17 protein-coding genes are annotated in these 19,201 nt (G+C 37.1%); all 17 read left to right on the top strand.

Annotated features, from left to right (window positions below; genetic code table 11):
* The first annotated feature begins 389 nt into the window (after positions 1-389).
* The 17 genes from mraZ to ftsZ all read left to right on the top strand — a co-directional run bounded on the left by mraZ (position 390) and on the right by ftsZ (position 19,077).
* A complete protein-coding gene (gene mraZ, locus EJF36_RS08640; protein ID WP_125905933.1) occupies positions 390-821 on the top strand; it encodes a division/cell wall cluster transcriptional repressor MraZ in 432 nt (143 codons plus the stop codon).
* 47 nt (positions 822-868) lie between these two features.
* On the top strand, positions 869-1,801 hold the full coding sequence (gene rsmH, locus EJF36_RS08645) for a 16S rRNA (cytosine(1402)-N(4))-methyltransferase RsmH (protein WP_125905934.1): 933 nt from the start codon (positions 869-871) through the stop codon (positions 1,799-1,801).
* A gap of 24 nt (positions 1,802-1,825) precedes the next feature.
* Complete coding sequence (gene ftsL, locus EJF36_RS08650; RefSeq protein ID WP_125905935.1) at positions 1,826-2,194, top strand: cell division protein FtsL; 369 nt, start codon at positions 1,826-1,828, stop codon at positions 2,192-2,194.
* Between the two features lies 1 nt (position 2,195).
* Positions 2,196-4,412, top strand: coding sequence for a penicillin-binding protein (locus EJF36_RS08655; RefSeq protein ID WP_125905936.1), 2,217 nt, complete (start codon positions 2,196-2,198; stop codon positions 4,410-4,412).
* Between the two features lie 141 nt (positions 4,413-4,553).
* Complete coding sequence (locus EJF36_RS08660) at positions 4,554-6,497, top strand: stage V sporulation protein D (protein ID WP_125905937.1); 1,944 nt, start codon at positions 4,554-4,556, stop codon at positions 6,495-6,497.
* A 111-nt stretch (positions 6,498-6,608) separates the two neighbouring features.
* The gene (locus EJF36_RS08665) at positions 6,609-8,078 is read left to right on the top strand and encodes a UDP-N-acetylmuramoyl-L-alanyl-D-glutamate--2,6-diaminopimelate ligase (RefSeq protein ID WP_125905938.1); all 1,470 of its coding nucleotides are present in this window, start codon (positions 6,609-6,611) and stop codon (positions 8,076-8,078) included.
* Positions 8,075-8,515, top strand: coding sequence for a hypothetical protein (locus EJF36_RS08670; protein ID WP_125905939.1), 441 nt, complete (start codon positions 8,075-8,077; stop codon positions 8,513-8,515). The genes EJF36_RS08665 and EJF36_RS08670 overlap by 4 nt, the downstream gene beginning before the upstream one ends.
* 17 nt (positions 8,516-8,532) lie before the next feature.
* Positions 8,533-9,507 (top strand): phospho-N-acetylmuramoyl-pentapeptide-transferase, encoded by a 975-nt coding sequence (gene mraY / locus EJF36_RS08675; RefSeq protein WP_125905940.1) that lies wholly within the window; start codon positions 8,533-8,535, stop codon positions 9,505-9,507.
* Positions 9,508-10,872, top strand: a complete 1,365-nt coding sequence (gene murD / locus EJF36_RS08680; protein WP_125905941.1) for a UDP-N-acetylmuramoyl-L-alanine--D-glutamate ligase — start codon at positions 9,508-9,510, stop codon at positions 10,870-10,872.
* A 141-nt stretch (positions 10,873-11,013) separates the two neighbouring features.
* A complete protein-coding gene (gene spoVE / locus EJF36_RS08685; protein WP_125905942.1) occupies positions 11,014-12,114 on the top strand; it encodes a stage V sporulation protein E in 1,101 nt (366 codons plus the stop codon).
* A gap of 676 nt (positions 12,115-12,790) precedes the next feature.
* Positions 12,791-13,699, top strand: a complete 909-nt coding sequence (murB, locus tag EJF36_RS08690) for a UDP-N-acetylmuramate dehydrogenase (protein WP_125905943.1) — start codon at positions 12,791-12,793, stop codon at positions 13,697-13,699.
* 181 nt (positions 13,700-13,880) lie between these two features.
* The gene (locus EJF36_RS08695) at positions 13,881-14,693 is read left to right on the top strand and encodes a cell division protein FtsQ/DivIB (RefSeq protein ID WP_125905944.1); all 813 of its coding nucleotides are present in this window, start codon (positions 13,881-13,883) and stop codon (positions 14,691-14,693) included.
* Complete coding sequence (locus tag EJF36_RS08700; protein ID WP_312028258.1) at positions 14,674-15,381, top strand: DUF881 domain-containing protein; 708 nt, start codon at positions 14,674-14,676, stop codon at positions 15,379-15,381. Before EJF36_RS08695 ends, EJF36_RS08700 begins: the two co-directional genes overlap by 20 nt.
* 22 nt (positions 15,382-15,403) lie before the next feature.
* Positions 15,404-16,123: a DUF881 domain-containing protein gene (locus EJF36_RS08705; RefSeq protein WP_185806865.1), complete on the top strand. Its 720-nt coding sequence runs from the start codon at positions 15,404-15,406 to the stop codon at positions 16,121-16,123.
* A gap of 1 nt (position 16,124) precedes the next feature.
* A complete protein-coding gene (locus EJF36_RS08710) occupies positions 16,125-16,475 on the top strand; it encodes a small basic family protein (protein ID WP_125905946.1) in 351 nt (116 codons plus the stop codon).
* A gap of 131 nt (positions 16,476-16,606) precedes the next feature.
* Positions 16,607-17,908, top strand: coding sequence for a cell division protein FtsA (gene ftsA / locus EJF36_RS08715; protein ID WP_125905947.1), 1,302 nt, complete (start codon positions 16,607-16,609; stop codon positions 17,906-17,908).
* 32 nt (positions 17,909-17,940) lie between these two features.
* On the top strand, positions 17,941-19,077 hold the full coding sequence (gene ftsZ, locus EJF36_RS08720; RefSeq protein ID WP_125905948.1) for a cell division protein FtsZ: 1,137 nt from the start codon (positions 17,941-17,943) through the stop codon (positions 19,075-19,077).
* Positions 19,078-19,201: the final 124 nt, after the last annotated feature.

Consider the following 19,201-nt stretch of genomic DNA (forward strand, 5'->3'; position numbering starts at 1 on the left):
TGCTTAACTTCATGAGGAAATTACCAACAGATATCCAGGAAAGGGTGAGTGTCAACAAAGTGACAGGACGTCGTACTTTTTGCCGAACAGTCCATACACTTTTTGCGGGATGCGAAGGTTTGAGACGTCAACGCACTTAGCCTCAAATGTGACGTGATGTATTTTCATGAAGTATACGTCTTGCTTAATTGCTCGAAAGTTATAACTAATACAGTAGCTGGACTTTAGTTATAGTTCTATAGTATTTAGTTGAAATTAGCGGACGTAACTGTTAAATCCTTTGTCATAAATAATAAATCAATAGTTGCTTTTCTTTTTATAAAAAGCAATTTAGTGTGGAGAAAAGTGGGGGGATGTGGTAAATTATATATAGAAAGTGGGGGCTAAGCATGTTCATGGGTGAGTATCACCATTCCATTGATACGAAAGGTCGCTTAATTGTACCAGCGAAATTCAGGGATGCACTCGGTGATACATTCGTCATCACAAGAGGACTTGATGGCTGTTTATTTGTGTACCCTATGCCCGAATGGAAGATACTTGAAGAAAAGCTTAAAGCCTTACCGCTAACAAAAAAGGATGCTCGTGCATTTACGAGGTTTTTTTTCTCAGGTGCGGTTGAAATGGAATTGGACAAGCAAGGTCGTGTTAACTTACCAAGCCCACTTGTAACATATGCAACTCTAGAAAAAGATTGTGTTGTTATTGGTGTTTCAAATCGTGTTGAAATATGGGATAAAGCTAAATGGCAGCAAGTGGTTGATGAAAGTGAAGATGCTTTCGCAGAGATTGCAGAAAATATGATAGGCTTTGATATTTAGAGGTAAACTACCAGTATCAATGCATGAAATTTGAGGTGTAGACATCAATGTTTAATCATACAACAGTATTATTACATGAAGCTGTAGACGGTCTAAATATTGTTAAAGATGGTGTGTATGTAGATTGTACTTTTGGTGGCGGTGGTCACAGTAGTGAGATACTGCGTCATCTGAAAAATGGAGGTAAGCTTTATGCCTTCGACCAAGACGAGATGGCAATCATGCAATCAAAGGCGTTATCTGAGCGATATGGGGATTCTTTTACATTAATTAAAAGTAATTTTAGATATTTACATGAAAAACTAGAGGAACAAGGTGTTACTGCTGTAGATGGAATATTATTTGATTTAGGAGTTTCTTCTCCCCAGCTTGATACCCCTGAAAGAGGATTTAGTTACCATCATGATGCACCGCTCGATATGAGAATGGACACAGATTCGCCTTTAACTGCTTATGAAGTTGTTAATGAATGGTCGTATGAGAAGCTTGTCAGGATTTTCTTTCAGTACGGTGAAGAAAAGTTCTCAAAGCAAATAGCACGAAAAATCGAAGCAGAGCGGACAAAGAAGCCAATTGAAAGTACGGGTGAGCTTGTTGAGTTAATTAAAGAGGCGATTCCAGCACCAGCACGACGTACTGGTGGTCATCCGGCTAAGCGCGTTTTCCAAGCCATTCGCATTGCTGTAAATGATGAGCTCCAAGCGTTTGAAGAAGCTATCGAGAAAGCTATATCGATATTGAAGCCTGGAGGACGTATTTGTGTTATCACGTTTCACTCTTTAGAAGATCGAATTTGTAAGGTTGCGTTTAAAAAGGCTAGTGAAGGTCCGGCCTTGCCTCCTGGACTACCGGTTATTCCGGAAGAATATAAACCTAAATTAAAGCTAATAACAAGAAAGCCAATTTTACCTAGTGAGGCAGAGGTAACAGAAAATAATCGTGCTCGTTCTGCTAAGCTACGAGTAGCTGAGAAAAATTAATTTTTGCGGGGGAGGAGCTAACACTTGAGTAACTTAGCCAGACGGTATTATCAAGAACAACAACCTAAACAACCAACAATAACGCCACAGCCAAAGAAAAAGCGAGTACGTGTTAAGAAAATTAAGTATTCAGCAGCCGAAAAACTAATGTGTTTTGTATTAATTAGTTTTGTATTCCTTTTTTCAGTTAAGATTGTTTCAAACTGGGCTTACATATATAATGTAAATACGGAGATACACAATCTACAGCAATCCATTCATAATAAACAAAAATATAACGATGATTTATCAGTACAAGTGAGTGAATTAAGTACTTATGAACGAATCTGGACAATTGCAGCAGAAATGGGTCTTTCGTTAAACGAGAATAATGTTAAGGTTGTTGAGAACTAATATGTATTACAAAAATAAAAATATAAACAGAGGAGCAGCGTTAATTAGTTTGTTATTTACTCTGCTCTTTTTGTTGTTATTTGGACGCTTTTTAACGATACAAGCCTCAGGTGAAGTAGATGGTAATATTTTAGCTGATCAGGCTCTTAAGTTTTACACAAAAGAGAGAACTGTTGAAGCTAACCGCGGTACTATTATTGACCGAAATAAAAGTGTAATTGCAGAGGATACTTCATCCTACACACTAGTAGCGATTCTTAACAAAGATGCGCCGTCTCATGTTGAAAATCCACAAAAAACAGCAGAATTACTTGCGCCTTTATTACAAATGAGTGTCAATGAGGTATACTCTAATTTAACAAAGGACAGGTATCAAGTAGAGTTTGGCAAAAACGGACGTGACATAAGTCATACACTAAAAAATGAGATAGACGCTCTTGCTTTGCCAGGCATCACGTTTATACGTGATACTAAACGCTTTTATCCTCACGGAGTTTTTGCATCGCATGTAGTTGGTTATGCTGAGAAAAAGGTAGTAGAACAGGATGACTCGAATAAAAAAGAAGTTATAACAAAGGGTGTTCTTGGTTTAGAAGCCAGTTTAAATGATTATTTGGAGGAACAGGATGGTAAAGTAGTCTACAAAAGTGACAAAAGCGGTCTGCCTTTACCAAATATTAAGCCATCGATTACACCGCCGAAAAATGGTCAAACAGTTGAGTTAACACTGGATGAAAAAATCCAAACATTCCTAGAAGACTCGATGAACAATGTTCAAGAAAAATTTGCACCTGAAAAGATAATTGGTATCGTCGCTAACGCCAAAACAGGTGAAATATTAGCAATGGGTACAAGACCTTCCTTTGACTTGAACACACGAGCTGGAATCTCGGAAAATTGGAATAACGATGCTGTGTTTTATCGATTTGAACCAGGTTCTACTATGAAAATGTTTACATTAGCCGCAGCAATTGAAGAAGGAGTATATAATCCTACGGAAATATTTCAGTCAGGTTCATATGCTGTTGGTACAGATATTATCAGAGATCACAATAAGCTTGGCTGGGGAAAAATTACCTTTGAAGAGGGTTTCCAAAGATCATCCAATGTTGCTTTTTCTATAATAGCTAAAGAAAAGCTAGGGTTAGATGTTTTGAGAGAGTATTTAACGCGGTTCGGCTTAGATCGCAAAACAAATATAGATGTACCTGGTGAATCTGAACCAATTGTCAACTTTAAATATGAACTTGATAAGGTATCAACAGCATTTGGCCAAGGTACCGCAATTACGCCAATACAGCAAATACAGGCTGCTACAGCAATTGCTAATAACGGTCAAATGATGAAGCCTTATGTGATTAATAGAATTATAGACCCTGAAACAAAAGACATTTTAGTAGATAATAAACCTACTGTTGTCGGAGAGCCTATTTCAAGTAACACTGCTAGCCAAGTACGGAAAATACTAGGTACAGTACTGACTGCACCTCATGGAACAGGAAAACCATATGTCATTGATGGATATGAAGTTGCAGGGAAAACTGGTACCGCACAGATACCAGACCCTGAAGGTGGGTACTTGTCAGGGCATCAAAACTTTATCTTCTCATTTTTAGGAATGGCTCCAGTGGATGACCCAGAATTAATAGTATATGTAGCAGTTAAGAAGCCCAACATTACCATTCATGAACCAGGTTCTTTACCTGTTTCAATGATATTTAAGCCAGTTATGAAAAATAGCTTACAGTATTTAAATATACGTCCGTCAAAACAAAACAGTAATAAGGAATCTGAAGAAATAGACAACTCAATAAAAATAAAAGATTATCGCAATTTGTCTGTACAAGCTACACAAGCTGAATTAACTGCGTTAGGAATGGAGCCGGTGATTATTGGTGAGGGTACGACCGTATTAGGACAACTGCCAAAACCGAATTCAAAAGTTATCTTTAATGAGAAGGTACTATTCATAACTGAATCAAGCTTTATCATGCCTGATCTAAATGGTTGGTCCCTTCGTGATGTAATGAAACTTGTCGCGATAACTGAGTTACAACCTAATATCATTGGCAACGGCTACGTCACAAGTCAGAATATCATGCCTGGTGTAGAGTTTGAGAAGGGCGATTATTTAATATTAGATTTGGCTCCGCCCGAGACAATACATTCTGGAATAAATGATGTCACATTTGAGGAAGGTGAAGCACCTATGAATTAGGTGCTTCGCTTTTTCATTCTCAACAAAAATAGTCTGTGATAAAAGATAAGTCTTATCTAGTCTGTAATGCTTTCTTTGTTCTAATGGTTTATGTACAAGCATATATTTGAACGAGCCTAATGTGAGGAGGGTTCTTCAATTATGCGTGTATCCAATGTTACTGTTAGAAAAAGACTAGTTATTGTATTGTTAGTTGGTTTTTTAATTTTTGGTATCATAGACGTTCGATTAGGTTATGTTCAATTTGTATTAGGGAACATGCTTACAGAACGGGCAAAGGAATTATGGAGTCGAAATATACCATTTGAGCCAGAACGTGGTGATATTACTGATGTCAATGGTATTCCATTGGCAACTAATATGAGTGCTCCATCCGTTCTCATTGTTCCGCGACAAGTGATAAACCCACAAAAGACAGCACAGCAACTTGCTGCAGCATTAAATATGTCTGTTGAAGAAGTATACAAAATAATTACAAAGCGAGCATCGAGTGTGTATATAAGACCTGAGGGCATTAAACTATCATTAAATAAAGCAGAGGAAATTCGCGCTTTAGGTTTAGATGGTGTGTATATTGCTCAAGATGTGAAGAGGTATTATCCTTTCGGTAATTATTTATCTCATGTTCTTGGTTTTGCTGGTATTGATAATCAAGGGCTTATGGGATTAGAGCTATACTATGATAAGCAATTACGTGGTGAGAAAGGCTATGTACAGTTTTTTTCTGATGCAAAAGGGAAGCGGATGAACGATATGGCTGATGAATATAAACCGCCTATTGATGGTTTAGATTTAAAGCTCACTATTGATTCTAATGTTCAAACTATCATTGAGCGTGAGCTTGATATTGCTGAAGCCACATTCAATCCCGATGGTATGATTGCCATTGCAATGAATCCAAATAACGGTGAGATATTGGCAATGTCATCAAGGCCTGGCTTTGATCCAACTGATTTCCAAAACGTTCCACAAGAAGTTTATAATAGAAACCTGCCTATATGGAGTACTTACGAACCAGGTTCTACTTTCAAAATTATTACTTTAGCAGCTGCGCTTGAAGAAGGAAAAGTAAATCTTGAGAAAGAGCATTTTCATGATTCTGGAGCTGTAAAGGTTGCGGGGGCTACGCTACACTGCTGGAAGCGCGGGGGGCATGGTGATCAAACCTTTTTAGAAGTTGTTCAAAATTCATGTAACCCTGGTTTCGTTGAGTTAGGCCAACGAGTTGGCGAGGAGGCGCTTTTTGAATATATAAGAAAGTTTGGTTTCGGAGAAAAAACAGGTATTGATTTACAAGGTGAAGCTAAAGGAATATTATTTTCACCAGATCGTATTGGACCTGTTGAACTAGCTACGACTGCGTTTGGGCAAGGGGTTTCGGTTACGCCTATACAGCAAGTAGCGGCTGTCGCTGCGGCTATTAACGGAGGTTATTTATATACTCCTTATATAGCGAAGGAGTGGATTGACCCAAAAACTGGTGCTGTCGTAAGTAGAAACACTCCTCAAGTAAAACGGCAAGTAATTTCTGAAGATACATCTGAGCAAATTCGATATGCTCTTGAGAGTGTTGTTGCACAAGGGACAGGAAGGAATGCTTATGTGGAAGGGTATCGCGTAGGTGGGAAAACAGGTACAGCGCAAAAAGCTGTTAATGGCCGTTACCTTGAAAATAACCATATTGTGTCATTTATTGGCTTTGCTCCAGCAGATGATCCACAAATAGTTGTGTATGTTGCTATAGATAACCCGAAAAAAACTGTACAGTTTGGTGGGGTCGTCGCAGCACCGATAGTAGGGAATATTTTAGAAGACAGCTTACGTGCATTAAAAGTTGAACCGAGGAAAGAGCAGATTGAAAAAGAGTATATGTGGCCCGATCAAAAACTTGTTGAAGTACCAAACTTAATTAACATGTCCATCAATGAAATACGACAACAGTTATTCACCTTGCAACTAGATATATCTGGAGAGGGTAAAACGGTGATACATCAAGCTCCAGCTCCTGGAGTGAAGGTTGAAGAAGGATCAGTAGTACGGGTGTTTGTTGGTGATAAGAATGAATCAGAAAAAAAGAGCCAGTGATATTCTGAAAAAATAATTGTTATGTTTTTAATAGGTATATTGTGTGATTGAATTTATAGCGATAGAATAGTAACGTTAAAGCTGTATTATTTTTTGGAAGGATTGGGTTATATGTATTTAAGGGAACTACTTTCTGCTCTGCATCATAATATTGAGGTATCAAATGATAGTAATCCAATGATTACAGGTATATCTATGGATAATAGAAGTGTAGAAAGTGGCAATTTATTTGTGTGTATTAAAGGTCATCGCTTTGACGGGCATAAGTTTGCAACAGATGCTGTTTCAAAAGGTGCAGTTGCTATTTTGGCTGAAGCTCCTGTTGATGTTTCTGTACCAGTCATTATGGTTAAAGATTCTAGACGTGCGCTCGCTATAATAGCAGATGTTTTTTTTGGTCAACCGTCACACAAGCTTCATGTGGTGGGGGTAACCGGGACGAATGGTAAAACAACAACTACTCATATAATAGACTATATTTGTCAAAAGGCTAATAAAAAAACAGGATTAATTGGAACAATGTATATGAAAATCAACAACCTTGCATATGATGTAGTAAATACTACACCAGAATCCTTAACATTACAAAAAGCATTTTATGATATGGTAGAAACAAATACTGATATTGTAACGATGGAGGTATCCTCTCACGCTTTGGACCTTGGTAGAGTTCATGGAGTTGATTTTAACGTAGCTGTGTTTACAAATTTAACGCAGGACCACCTTGACTATCATCAGACAATGGATGAATACAGGCGAGCGAAAGGCCTTCTGTTTGCGCAATTGGGAAATACTTTTTCAGTTGATAAACCAAAGTTCGCAGTATTAAATGGTGATGATGAAGCAACAGCTCAATATACCCGAAGTACCTGTGCCCATGTATATACTTACGGGATTCACAATGATTGTGATATTATGGCATTCGATATAAACACTACAGCTACTGGCACTGAGTTTAAACTTAAGACGCCGTTTGGTACAACAGATGTATCGATGAGGCTAATGGGACAATTCAGTATTTATAATGTGATGGCAGCAGTAGGTGCTTGCTTAGTTTCAGGTATTTCACTAAAAACTATTGTTGAGAGCATACAATCGTTTACAGGGGTACCTGGGCGATTTGAAGCTGTTGATGCGGGACAAGACTTTTCTGTTATAGTTGATTATTGTCACACTCCAGACAGCCTAGAAAATGTGTTGAAAACTATACAACAGTTTTCAACAAAAAAAATTATAACTGTAGTGGGGTGTGGTGGGGATAGAGATAAGATGAAACGCCCAATTATGGCAAAACTAGCAAGTGAGTACAGTGACATAGCTATCTTTACGTCTGATAATCCTCGTACTGAAGACCCTTCGGCTATCCTGGCAGACATGGAGGCTGGCGTAAAAGGAGAAGCGTTTATCTCGATTGTTGATCGGAAGAAAGCAATTGAACATGCCATTGTAAATGCCGAGCAAGGAGATATTATATTAATTGCAGGAAAAGGTCACGAAACATACCAAATTATTGGCGACAAAACTTTGCCATTCGATGACCGTGAAGTTGCAAAGAATGCCATTAAGGAGAAATTAATGTGAGATTTTCATTTGCAGATGTACAACAGGTAGCCCGTCAATGTTGTGGTGTTTATAATGACGATGTCACTATTGAGGCATATATGTTTTCGCCTGACAAGCAAATTTCAAAAAGTTTGTACATCACTGTTAGTAAAGATGAGATTCCACTTAATAAAGCTATCGAAAATGGTGCTATTGCAGCTGTACTACCGATAGGTGCAAAAGTTCCAAAGTATACACCTACCCATTTTCCTGTTTTTTTTATTAACAATGTTTTACAAGGTGTGTATGTATTACTTGACACTTATGTGAATAGGTTTGATAAAGAGGGAGATAAAAAAACTAAGCCTATGTGTGTCGACGGTGTAAATGATTGGTTACAGACGCAACATATTAGTGAAGAAGAATTAATTAAATGGCATAAGTTACTTGCTAAGTGGCAAGAAGTTGATAAATAAGGAGGGGGACATTACTTATGATCGAACAAGCGATTTTAATTTCCATCATTGTTGCATTTGCGATTACTACAATTTCTTCCCCTTTCTTCATACCTTTTCTTAGAAAACTTAAGTTTGGGCAAAGTATACGTGAAGAAGGGCCAGCATCACATCAAAAAAAATCAGGCACTCCGACGATGGGTGGGATAATGATTGTCCTAGCAGCTATTGTCACAACAGTGATTGTAGCATTAATATATGAATTGTTCTCAATAGAGATAGCATTGCTACTATTTGTGACATTAGGATACGGCTTATTAGGGTTTTTAGATGACTATATAAAAGTAGTATTGAAGCGGAATTTAGGATTAACATCTAAACAAAAGTTAATAGGACAAATTGTTATAGCTCTTATTTTTTATTTTGTTTTTCAAATGTTTCAATTTTCAACAGAGATTACGATTCCAGGTACAAATTTCGAACTAAATCTAGGTTGGGCATACGCGCTTTTAATCATTTTTATGTTGGTTGGTGGCTCGAATGCAGTGAATCTTACTGACGGTTTGGATGGTTTGTTAGCCGGGACAGCAGCTATTGCATTTGGTGCATATGCTATTCTAGCTTGGAACCAGTCTCAATATGATGTTGCCATCTTTTCATTAGCGGTAGTTGGCGCAGTGCTAGGGTTTTTAGTGTTCAATGCTCATCCAGCAAAAGTTTTTATGGGCGATACTGGATCACTTGCTCTTGGGGGAGCTATTGTTACAGTTGCCATTTTAACAAAGCTAGAGATTTTATTAATTATTATTGGTGGCGTATTTGTTATAGAAACACTTTCAGTTATTATGCAAGTCATTTCATTTAAAACAACTGGTAAAAGAATTTTTAGAATGAGTCCGTTACATCATCATTACGAGTTAATTGGCTGGTCGGAGTGGCGTGTCGTTGTAACCTTCTGGTCCGTAGGTTTATTGTTTGCAATACTCGCAATCTATATTGAGGTGTGGTTATAATTGAAAAATGTAAATAATTTTCAAAATAAAACAGTTATTGTTTTAGGGCTAGCAAAGAGTGGTGTAGCAGCTGCTAAGCTTTTAATAAAACTTGGGGCACATGTTGTTGTTAATGACAGAGAGGATATATCAACAGACCCACACGCCCTAGAGTTATCTGAATTAGGAGCACGTGTTGTTGGGAATGGTCATCCATTATCGTTGTTAGACGATGATGTTTTTTGTGTTGTAAAAAACCCTGGCATCCCACACAGTATACCTTTTTTACAAAAAGCAGTTAAAAAGAACATACCAATTTTTACGGAAGTGGAACTTGCCTATTTAATTAGTGACGCACCATTTATTGGTATAACAGGGTCTAATGGTAAAACAACAACAACTACTTTAATTTTTGAGATGTTAAATCAAGGGGAGAAACAACCACTTATTGCGGGGAATATAGGCACAGTAGCTTGTGAAGTAGCGCAGCATGCTAGAGAGGATAATGTAATTGTTACTGAGCTGTCTTCCTTTCAATTACTGGGTATCACGAATTATAGACCTAAAATAGCCGTGCTTCTTAACATATTCGATGCTCATCTAGATTATCATGGGACACGTGAAGAATATATGAAGGCAAAAGGCAATATATTCTTAAATCAAACGGATGAGGATTTCGCGGTAGTTAATGCAGATGATTCTGATGTTTCAAATATTGCGGCGAATATTCTTGCAAACAAAGTACCGTTTTCAACTAAGCAAATTGTTCAAGATGGTGCATATATCAAGGATGATACTGTGTATTATCGCGATGAAAAAATTATTGAAATTGCTCAAATTGCTTTACCTGGTACCCATAATCTTGAAAACATTCTAGCAGCTATATGTGTTGCTAAACTGTTAAATGTAGATAATAAAGCGATTTGTAATGTATTATCAACCTTCTCGTCAGTTAAACATCGTCTACAGTTTGTGGATGAAATTGAAGGGCGTCGTTTCTACAATGATTCCAAGGCCACTAATATTTTAGCAACATCAAAGGCTTTGTCCGCATTTAAAAAGGATGTTATTCTGCTCGCGGGTGGGTTAGATCGCGGCAATGAGTTTGATGAACTTATACCGTTTTTGCAAAATGTTAAAGTTACAGTCACTTTTGGTCAAACAGCAGAAAAAATTGAAGAGGCATGTAAAAAGGCGGGAATAAATTTAACCGTTCGTGTCGATAATGTGGAACAAGCAGTAAAAACAGCTTTTGATATCTCTAGTGAAGGGGATACCGTACTTTTATCGCCTGCTTGTGCAAGTTGGGACCAGTACAAGACATTCGAGGAAAGAGGCGAGCGATTTATAAAAGCTGTCCTTTCTCTAAAAAAGGAAATGGCATAATTAAGGATGTGTAATTCATTCTAATTGTTACAAGCCGTGCATACACTTTATAAAAAGGCTTGGCCACAAGAAAGCATTGGACCTAATGAGCTCCATGCTACATAGCGCATCAAGCCCAGATCTTACGTTAGAGGTGTTATTATGGCGGCGAAACGTTCATCTCCTGATTTTTTACTCATTATCTTAACGCTAGTTTTATTAGCGGTTGGGCTTATAATGGTATATAGTGCTAGTGCCATATGGGCTACTTATAAGTTTGATGACTCGTTTTTTTTCGCAAAACGACAACTATTATTTGCTGGAATAGGAATTATAGCGATGTTTTTTATTATGAATATTGATTATTGGACATGGCGTACATATGCCAAGTTTTTAATCATTATTTGTTTTGTACTATTAATACTCGTTTTAATTCCGGGTATTGGAATGGAACGAAACGGTTCTCGGAGTTGGATTGGAGTAGGTGCATTTTCCATTCAACCATCAGAATTTATGAAACTTGCTATGATAGCTTTTTTAGCCAAATATCTGTCAGAAAACCAAAAGAAAATTACATCTTTCAAACAAGGGTTATTACCATCGTTAAGCCTTGCTTTCACAGCATTTGCAATCATAATGCTTCAGCCTGATTTAGGTACTGGTACAGTTATGATGGGAACGTGTATTGTTATGATTTATGTTGCTGGGGCAAGGATAAGTCACTTTGTTGGTCTAGGCCTTGTTGGGGTAGCTGGTTTTGTTGCCTTAATTTTATCTGCACCTTATCGGATAAAGAGGATTACCTCCTTTTTAGACCCATGGGAGGATCCGTTAGGAAGTGGATTTCAAATTATTCAGTCGCTTTATGCAATAGGGCCAGGAGGATTATTTGGTCTCGGATTAGGACAAAGTCGACAAAAGTTCTTTTATCTCCCAGAGCCGCAAACTGATTTCATTTTTGCTATCTTAGCTGAAGAACTCGGATTCATCGGTGGCTCACTCGTTTTATTGCTTTTTGCTCTGTTATTATGGCGTGGTGTAAGAATAGCGTTAGGTGCTCCTGACTTATATGGTAGCTTCTTAGGTATCGGAATTATAGCGATGGTTGCTATTCAGGTTATAATAAATATTGGAGTTGTTACAGGGTTAATGCCTGTGACAGGTATTACGCTTCCGTTCTTAAGCTATGGTGGATCTTCTTTGACATTAATGCTAATGGCTATAGGAGTTTTGTTAAATATTAGCCGATATGCTCGTTACTAATCGCAAAATGAGCGGCTCATACTAAATATTCTCTTGATATTCTATTGGTATTAACGGAAACCCTGTTCATTTGGCAGGGTTTCATTTTTCTGTATAAATGAAACGTGTACTTGAAAAAATTCACACAAAAATTGTACAAAAAGCAAACATTCGAAAACAGGCATTAACAATTATTGGATTTGAGCGTAAAATAAAATTTAGATAATTTCAAAAATAATTTATCCTACATATGTGAGTATGAATATAAAGTATAAAATACTGTAATAATCAGAATTAACAGCAGATTTAATGAGAACAGGATTAATGATATACTCTTACTAAAACAAAGACTTATGTTTTAAATTTTAGCTCTGTTAAACTTTGTTGTTGAATTTCGCTACATTGCGCTCGCTTTCCGCGGGCTGGCCGTGAGCCTCCTCTGCGCATGCGGGGTCTCACGCCTGCCACTACATCCCGCTGGAGTCTCGCGCATTTCGCTACTATGAACATATTCAAAAATCAACACTCACCTTTAACAGAGCCTAAATTTAAATTTTTTATAATCTATTTTTGTATTTTTGTATTAAGAAATTATTAAGCCATCTAAAAAATCAACTTAGGCATTTTAAATGCATACGATATAACACTATTACAAGACACAATGACAATACTAATTGCCATAAGGAGGTAGGTTTTTATGAATGCTTTGAAGCAACGGCTCGAACAAGCTAACATTGGCTTAGTAAAAGAGAACGAACCATTAAAAAATCATACGACAATAAAAATTGGTGGTCCCGCAGAGGTATTTGTAATTCCAAAAGATGTTGACAGTTTAAAACAGGTTATTAATATTTTACGTGAAGAGAATGTAATGTGGCGTGCAATAGGTAGAGGTTCTAATTTGCTAGTATCAGATAAGGGGATTGACGGTGTTGTAATAAAGCTTGGAGAAGGATTAGACACTATCGATATTAAGGATAATGAGGTGCTAGTTGGTGGAGGATATCCGCTTATTAAGCTTGCGATGCTTGTAAGTAAGCAAGGTTTATCGGGATTACAATTTGCAAGTGGTATTCCTGGTTCTGTAGGTGGTGCTGTTTATATGAACGCAGGTGCACATGGCAGTGATATATCCAAAGTATTGAAAAAAGCACATATATTGTTTAATGATGGTACGATGGAGTGGTTAACTTCGGAAGAGATGCAATTTTCATATCGTACTAGTATACTGCAAAAGGAACGTCCTGGGATTTGTATTGAAGCTGTATTTGAACTGCTGAAGGGAGACAAGGATGAAATCGTTAAGGAAATGTTGAAAAATAAGGATTATCGTAGGGATACTCAACCGTGGAATTATCCTTGTGCTGGTAGTATTTTTCGCAATCCTCTTCCTAATTATGCAGGAAAGCTTATTGAAGTAGCTGGTTTGAAAGGGTATCAAATTGGTGGTGCTCAAATCTCTGAAATGCATGCCAATTTTATTGTGAACGTAGGTGATGCGAAAGCACAGGACGTATTAGATTTAATTGAGCACGTTCAACATACAATATTTGATTTATATGAAGTTAAAATGCATACTGAGGTTGAAATAATAGGACGAAAGTAGTGTAACTTCTGTATCCCAGTTGAAAATATTTTGTGATATAATATAGAAAATGATTATGGACAGACGGCATAACATGTTATGCCGTTTGTTTTGATAATATAATTATTTACAAATAAAAATATGGATATTTTTTAACAAATTTAAATGAGGATAGTTTGGTGAAATTACAGGGGTGGATTGTTTGCCAACAAAAAAAGTTATCTCATTAGAAGAGCGCGTACCAAAATTAAAGCATGAGAAAAAAAAGCGTGCTAATCGTGCATTGATTACATATGTGTTACTTTTGTTTATAGTCATAATTTCTATTGTGTACTTGCAATCACCATACAGTAAGGTGAAAGTTATCACCATAACGGGTAATACACATGTTGGCGAAGATACCATAAGAGAACTGTCTGCAATATCCGAACAAACAAATTTTTGGGCAGTTAATAAACAAAAGATAGTAAACAAAGTAAAGATGCATGTACAGATAAAGAATGCTGCGGTTGTTAAAAAGTTTCCAAATGAAATTATAATTAAAGTCACAGAGTTTAACCGTATAGCCTACTTAACAGACTCAGCTGGAGTATATTTACCGATCCTTGAAAATGGACAAGTCCTTGATGAAAAAAACGTAACACTCCCTCCTATGGATGCGCCGATCTTGGTGGGGTGGAAGGAAGCGGATATTATTCAAGAGTTTTCGACTGAGCTTGAGCTACTACCTGAGGCGATTCGGAACGCAATTTCTGAAGTGCATTACACACCTGATCAAACGGACTTGTCGCTTATAACGTTATATATGAATGATGGGCGAGAGATTAGTGCGACGATTCATCAATTTGCAAAGAAAATGTCTTCGTATCCAGCAATAGTTGCTGAGCTTGATCCGAACATAAAAGGTATCATTCATCTAGAAGTAGGAGCTTTCTTTAAAGAGTATGAACAACAGGAACAATCCGACGTGGCTGATGAAACAGAAGGAGCAGTAAATGATGAAAGTGAAGGGTAAACATGTTATTTTGTCATTCGTATGTTTAGTCCTTGGTTTTATGATTTCCTACTCTTATCAAATTACAAAAAACGGTAATAAGGAAACTAAAACGATCACTGATAACCAATGGGAACGAGAAAATACGTACTTGGCAATGATAATAAATCAGGAGCAAAAAAATAGAGAGCTTAAACAGGCGGTATTTGAAAAACAGGAACAGTTACGCAAGCTCGAAGAGGAGATTGGTAAACAAGATCAAGTGCTATTTAATTTAGTAGAAGAAATTGATAAATACCGACTTTATGTTGGTGAATATAGTGTTCATGGTCCAGGAGTTGTCGTTTCCTTAGAGGACGCTTCGTATATACCTACAGAAGCAAATGTAAATAATTATATTGTTCATGAGGCTCATATTTTTAAAGTAATTACAGAGCTTATTATATCTGGTGCGGAAGCTGTTGCTATAAATGGACAAAGGTTGTCTCATTCTTCTTATATTTATTGCAATGGACCAGTAATAAATGTTGATGGAACACAACATCCAGCACCATTTATTATTTCTGCTATTGGCGATCCGGATGTATTATACCCTGCTTTAAACATTACGGGCGGTATAAAAGATCAGTTAGTAAATGATAATATTGTAATTAAGATAGAAAAAAAAGATGATATACTTTTAGATCCAATTATTACGGATGGTGAGTGATAAGGAAAAAGTAGGTGGTATTTTGTTAAATAGACAGGCTTTAGTTTTTACAGTTATCACCATCATTATTGGTTTTATGATTGCTGTACAATTTCATACTACACAACAACCGGTTGTTCGTGAAACACGTGACATTTATGAACTCCGCGAGGATTTGAATAAGCTTATGGAAGAACAGCGGGTATTATTGCAAAAAATTCAAAATTACGAAGAAAATATCCATAAATATGAAACGGAAAAAAACAGAAGTAAACATACAACGTTACAGGATTCTCTTGAAACAGTCAAAACAACAGCGGGAAAGACTAAAATTAGTGGCGAAGGTCTCGTATTGACTGTTAAACCTCTGTTTGCAGATATAACTTCTGGCACATTTATTCCTACCATAAACCCGAGCTTGTTACACCTATTAATAAATGAGCTTAACACATACGGTGCAAAGCACATTTCTATTGATGGACAAAGACTAATCAATACAACGTCAATACGAGATGTAAATGGTGTAACGAAAATTGATAATTATCCAATTCAAACTCTCCCGATAGACATAAAAGTTATCGCTAAGGATGCTGAGAATTTATATAATCGCATGAAAGTATCAAAGTCGTTAGACTATTTTGCTATTGAAAATCTTCAATTAATTGTATCGACACCAATAAACAAACTGACTTTACCAGCTGCTGACCAGTCCATTCGATTGCGATTTATGAAAGCAATCAAGACTGAAAAGGAGGATGGATAAAATGTGGTTACCAGTAGTTGGTCTATTAATTGGGTTGTTATTGGGAATACTTTCCGATTTTCGTGTACCAGATGAATACTCAAATTACTTATCAATAGCTGTTCTAGCTGCTCTTGATACGTTGTTTGGTGGAATTCGTGCTCATTTACAAGGAATATATGATAATCGAGTCTTTGTTTCAGGGTTTTTCTTTAATATCATTCTTGCTGCAAGTTTAGCTTTTCTAGGCGTTCATCTTGGTGTAGACTTGTATTTAGCAGCAGTATTTGCATTTGGTGTTCGTTTATTTCAAAATATAGCTGTTATTCGTCGTATGCTGTTAACAAGATGGAATAGACAAGAAGAAAAATAATGAAAAATTTCCTATTTTTAAAGGAAATATTCGCCTTCTGTTGAATTATCTTAAATATGATGATATACAACATCCTAAATCTATAATAGATAATAATAACGATACATGAAAGATTGGGGAGGTGCCATAGAGTGAACAACAGTGAAATAGTGGTTAGTCTTGACATCGGTACATCCAGTGTAAAGGTCATAGTTGGCGAAATGGTCAATGGTGCTCTTAACATAATTGGTGTAGGCAATGTTAAGTCAAAAGGTTTAAAAAAAGGTTTGATTGTTGATATAGATGAAACCGTTCATTCTATAAAAAAGGCAGTTGAAAAAGCGGAGCGTATGGTGGGGTTCGCAATTGAAAAAGTTGTTGTTGGAATTCCCTCAAACCATATACAAATTCAAGACTGTCATGGAGTTGTCGCAGTAGCAGGTGAAAATCGTCAAATACGCGAAATTACTGATGAAGATATTGCACGCGTAATAGATGCAGCGCAATTCATTTCAATTCCGCCGGACCGTGAAATCATTGATATTATCCCAAAACAATTTGTTGTAGATGGTAATGATGAGATTAGTGACCCTAGAGGTATGGAAGGTGTAAGACTAGAAATGGATGGTGTCATCATTACCACCTCTCGAACTTTCCTACATAACATCCTTCGATGTGTGGAACGAGCAGGTTTGGAAATATCCACTATTTGCTTGCAGGCCCTCTCGGCAGGTACAATATCATTATCCAAAGATGAAAGAGATCTAGGAGTTGCATTAATAGATATTGGCGGTGGTTCGACTACTGTTTCTTACTTCAAGGATGGTTTTCTTAAAGGTACATCGGCTCTGTTAGTAGGAGGAGATCACATTACAAAGGATTTGTCTATAGTCTTGCGGACACCGTTTGAAGAAGCGGAAAAAGCAAAGATTACACATGGACATGCCTTTTATGAGGACGCTAGTCAAGATGTAACTTTTACTGTACCTATAATTGGTAGTGATCAGGTCAAGCATTGTAATCAGCTTGAAATTACTGAAATTATTGAAGCTAGATTAGAGGAAATGTTATATCTTATACAAGACGAACTGCGTTCGATAGGTGTTCGAGAGCTACCCGGTGGTTATGTTTTTACAGGTGGTGTAAGCGAACTTCAGGGGTATGTAGATTTAGCACAAGTTATTTTGCGTAACAATGTAAGAGTTGCAAAACCTGATTATATCGGTGTGCGAGAGCCACAATATACAACGGCTGTTGGTTTAATTCAATTTGCTTATGAAACAGCTAAGTTAAAAGGATTGCAAATAGGATCAACAACATCCAATGCTGATGTATATGAATCCAAACCAAATAAAAAAGTGACACAAGCGCAAGCGCAGCAACAAAAACGTCAAAACCCTGACGAAAAGTTAACTAAAAAGGTAAAAAAAATCTTCGGATATTTCTTTGAATAATAGATTTGTAATTTATTAGGGGGATTCTGCTAATGTTGGAGTTCGATACAAATATTGATCAGTTAGCTACAATAAAAGTAATTGGAGTAGGTGGTGGAGGAAACAACGCTGTAAACCGTATGATTGAACACGGTGTGCAAGGTGTTGACTTTATTGCCGTGAATACAGATGCACAAGCTTTAAACTTGTCAAAAGCTGAAACTAAGATGCAGATTGGTGCGAAATTGACACGTGGTCTCGGTGCCGGTGCCAATCCTGACGTAGGAAAAAAAGCTGCTGAAGAGAGCAGAGAACAAATTGAAGAAGCACTAAAGGGTGCTGATATGGTGTTTGTAACTGCAGGAATGGGCGGGGGAACTGGTACTGGTGCGGCTCCTGTTATTGCGCAAATTGCTCGTGAATTAGGTGCGTTAACTGTTGGAGTTGTAACAAGACCATTTACATTTGAGGGTAGAAAACGTGCTATGCAAGCTGCTACAGGTATTGCAGGTATGAAGGAAGCCGTTGATACATTAATTGTTATCCCGAATGATAGACTACTTGAAATTGTAGATAAAAACACACCGATGTTAGAAGCTTTCCGTGAAGCTGATAACGTATTACGTCAAGGTGTACAAGGTATCTCAGATTTAATTGCTGTGCCAGGCTTAATCAACCTTGATTTTGCTGATGTTAAAACGATTATGTCAAATAAAGGTTCAGCATTAATGGGTATTGGTGTGTCAACCGGTGAAAATCGAGCGGCAGAGGCAGCAAAACGTGCGATATCAAGTCCATTATTAGAGACATCAATAGAAGGCGCTCAAGGTGTTCTTATGAACATTACTGGTGGCGCGAATTTGAGCTTGTATGAAGTACAAGAGGCAGCTGATATTGTAGCATCAGCTGCAGATCAAGAAGTAAATATGATTTTTGGTAGTGTAATTAATGAAACGCTGAAGGATGAAATTGTTGTAACAGTTATTGCAACCGGATTCTCGGAAGCTGAAATAGATCCAACTAAACCTTCAAGACCAATGTTATCTGGTAATCGTCAAGCAAGCCAGGCTGCAGATAAACGTCCTGCTTATCGTAAAGAAGAACCTGTAGAGCCGATAAACCGTTCAAGCTCTCAAGAAGATACGTTAGATATTCCAACCTTCTTACGCAATCGTAATAGAAGAGGGTAAATCAATATGACTTCAAAAGGCATGTGTATTACACATGCCTTTTTTGACGTATAGGAAACTATATAATTCTGAACCTAGAAGAGTGCCTAGTCCCAAGCAATAATAAATCAATTTTACTTTTTCC

The sequence above is a fragment of the Bacillus sp. HMF5848 genome (genome assembly GCF_003944835.1).
Classification (GTDB): Bacteria; Bacillota; Bacilli; order Bacillales; family HMF5848; genus HMF5848.